The sequence below is a fragment of the Winogradskyella sp. ECml5-4 genome (genome assembly GCF_036903175.1).
GTDB classification, from domain to species: domain Bacteria; phylum Bacteroidota; class Bacteroidia; order Flavobacteriales; family Flavobacteriaceae; genus Winogradskyella; species Winogradskyella damuponensis.
Map to the genome: position 1 here is coordinate 1 of NZ_JAYJLF010000044.1, position 2,748 is coordinate 2,748.

A 2,748-nucleotide genomic window follows, 5' to 3' on the forward strand; every position below is an offset into this window, starting at 1 on the left:
CCGTATATAATTTATTGCTAGTTCTAGCCTACTTACGAAAATCCTCGCGGATTTTCTATTCGGTTTTTATTTGCTAAATTACGTGCTAAACCACGCAACAAACCATATACAAACACGTTGGGCGTAATGCAGGAAAAAACAAATGAGCTACACAATAGAAGAGTATAAAGTTGAAGACAAACTTGAAAAATTGAATCTATCATTACCTGATAAGATTTCTTTTTTTCCAGAGAATTTGTCGACTGCCGAAAAGAAAGCTGAATTCATTTTTACGGATAATATGATAGAATTGAATAAGCATTTTAAATTAAATGAATTGGAATTATCCGTTCTTGGAGGTGACACTGAACTATACAGAAGTAGAAAAAACGCAGATATTTATTTGCCTGCAATATTCTTTAGTTTGTCTACCATCACAGAAAATTCTGCTGTCGTGTCAGTTGCGTTGAATGTGTTATCAAATTACGTTTACGATGCTCTAAAAGGAACCGTTGGAAAAAAGAAAACACACGTGGAATTTCATATCGAAACGAAAGAAAAGGGTAAATTAAAAAAGATTAATTACAAAGGAGATGTCGAGGGTTTGAAAGGTTTAGAAAAGGTTATTAAGGCAATGAAATGATGGTCTTTATAGAAAATCCAAACTTATTAATTAAAGAATTTAATGAAGTTGCTTCAAGGGTTCAAAAAAAAGCGTTTATCACAATCGGAATTGAAATCCAAAAGGATGAAATAGACAATTTGATAAATTACAGACAAGAACTATCACAACTTAAAGAAGACTTTAAAAAACGAAAATTAGAAAACGAAGCTAATTTAGTTTACTGTATAGATAATTCTCTTTTAGCCTTGCAATACGAGCTACAGATGTTGGTAAACATTAAACAAGATAAAATGAGTGAAGCTTGGGGAAATCTTGTTAACGCTCAAGTTACTTACGGAACTGTAGTAAGAAATTATCCTTTTGAACTTGAATCTGAAACAGGGTATATAGAAAGATTAGCAAATTATGAAAAGCTTTTGTTCCCAAATCTCTTTTTTCAAAGTGCGGGAGGAATAATTAAAAAAAGTCATTGTTCAATTTGCAATGAAAAATATGGAAAGTGTAGTCATTTAAAAGGCAAGTTGTATAATGGAGAGATATGTTGCCGAGTAATAACTGAAATGGAATTAGAAGAAGTTTCGTTAGTTGACAATCCTGCTAACAAACACTGTCGAGTACTGACAATTGAAACTGACGGCAAGAAAATTGACATAATGACTTTAAGAGAAGTAGAATCCGAAAATGACAAAGAAAGCACTAACGCCCAACAATGTATAACCGCAATAGCTGGAATTAGTTCTAAACTTGAAGTTAACGAAGAAAACAATAATCAATCTAAATCTGAAAATTAATCTTTAAAAAACAGCTACTGCGGTTATACGAGACCGTTAGCCACAATTAAAAAATCACTCACCTGAAAATGGATAATTATATTGAAAAAAGTCTCGAAGAATTAATAAAAGCAGAAAATGATTTTGCTGATTCCATTAAAGAAAAAAAGCGTTCTTCTTCTCTATAGAAAATAACGAAATTTACAATCTTTCATTAAGTATCGTTGAAAAAATAATGTCAATACAAAAATTGATATTGAAAGAAAATTCGAGTTTAATTGAAAATTATTCTTCATTAAGATATGTTCTTGAAACTCTCATTCAAAGTGAACTTTTGGTTAATGAACCAGAATATACACATAAGTTGTTTTACTCAATCTATAACCATCAATTAGATAAAACGAACAAATTTATTGAGCGTATTAAAAAGGAAATTCTAATTATGAAAAAATATCAATTAGAAGACAGTAAAACTACGGACATTATTAAAAACGGTAGTGACAAAAGTGAAGATATCGAGATAACTAAAGCAAAGTATCAAAAAGCAATTAAAGACCTTGATGATAGAGCAGACTTAGAATATACAATGTTTTGTGGAAACTTCAAGTGGTTTGGCTATGGTTACACACAATCACATCTAGAAAATAAAGTATTACCAGAATATCAAGAACGACTTGAACTTTTTGAAAAAGCGAAAACTGAAATTGCAAAAAAACTTGTTAAAAAAGAAAATGTTTCTAAGCTATTTAATTTTAATAATCAATACTCAAAAGTATTTAAAGAATTAAAAGATATTAGAACTTGGAAAGAAAAAGCAAAATTAACAAACTTAGAAGATGAGTATAATCTCGTTTATGATTTATCAAGTGCTTTATTACATTCAACTTCATATAGTTTTAATACTAGCAATGACATTAAGGATTATGAAACAAATATGGTTAAAAATCTTTGCTTTAAATATTCTAAAAAAATTATGGTAAACATTAATACTTATGCGAATATGGAATTTTATGATAAGTTTTTAATGATAAATATTGAGGAAGAAAAATAACTGTGGCTAACACCGTATATAATTTATTGCTGGCTTCTCGCCTACTTACGAAAGTCCTCGCGGACTTTCTTGGCCGGTAATTATTTACTAAATTAGTTGCTTAAACCACGCAACAAATCATATACGAGACCGTTAGCAACAATACGTGCCGAGCGTTTTTTCGTTAGTATTTACAATTTGAAATGCTGTCCGAAATTTAGTTTTTATCTATTAACTTTTAGCTCGAAAAACTTTTTCTTGGAGAACTAAACGCACAAAGGTCGTTGCGTTTTCTGCAAATATCTCGTGCTGTCCCGAAACAATTTTTCAGCGTATTTTTTTAA

At 30.1% G+C, this 2,748-nt stretch carries 3 protein-coding genes; all 3 read left to right on the top strand.

Translation table 11 applies throughout. The features are described from left to right. Positions 1 to 142: 142 nt before the first annotated feature. Positions 143 to 622 carry a hypothetical protein gene (locus VDP25_RS17450; RefSeq protein WP_334471891.1) on the top strand — a complete coding sequence of 160 codons (480 nt, stop codon included), beginning with the start codon at positions 143 to 145 and terminating at the stop codon, positions 620 to 622. Further along, positions 619 to 1,395, top strand: a complete 777-nt coding sequence (locus VDP25_RS17455; protein WP_334471893.1) for a hypothetical protein — start codon at positions 619 to 621, stop codon at positions 1,393 to 1,395. Before VDP25_RS17450 ends, VDP25_RS17455 begins: the two co-directional genes overlap by 4 nt. A 214-nt stretch (positions 1,396 to 1,609) precedes the next feature. Next, complete coding sequence (locus tag VDP25_RS17460) at positions 1,610 to 2,425, top strand: hypothetical protein (protein WP_334471895.1); 816 nt, start codon at positions 1,610 to 1,612, stop codon at positions 2,423 to 2,425. Positions 2,426 to 2,748: the final 323 nt, after the last annotated feature.

What these genes read in the sequence shown, in the direction of transcription:
- VDP25_RS17450 (WP_334471891.1), top strand. Translation starts at nt 143, where the DNA reads ATGAGCTACACAATAGAAGAGTATAAAGTTGAAGACAAACTTGAAAAA.
- VDP25_RS17460 (WP_334471895.1), top strand. Translation starts at nt 1,610, where the DNA reads ATGTCAATACAAAAATTGATATTGAAAGAAAATTCGAGTTTAATTGAA.
- VDP25_RS17455 (WP_334471893.1), top strand. Translation starts at nt 619, where the DNA reads ATGATGGTCTTTATAGAAAATCCAAACTTATTAATTAAAGAATTTAAT.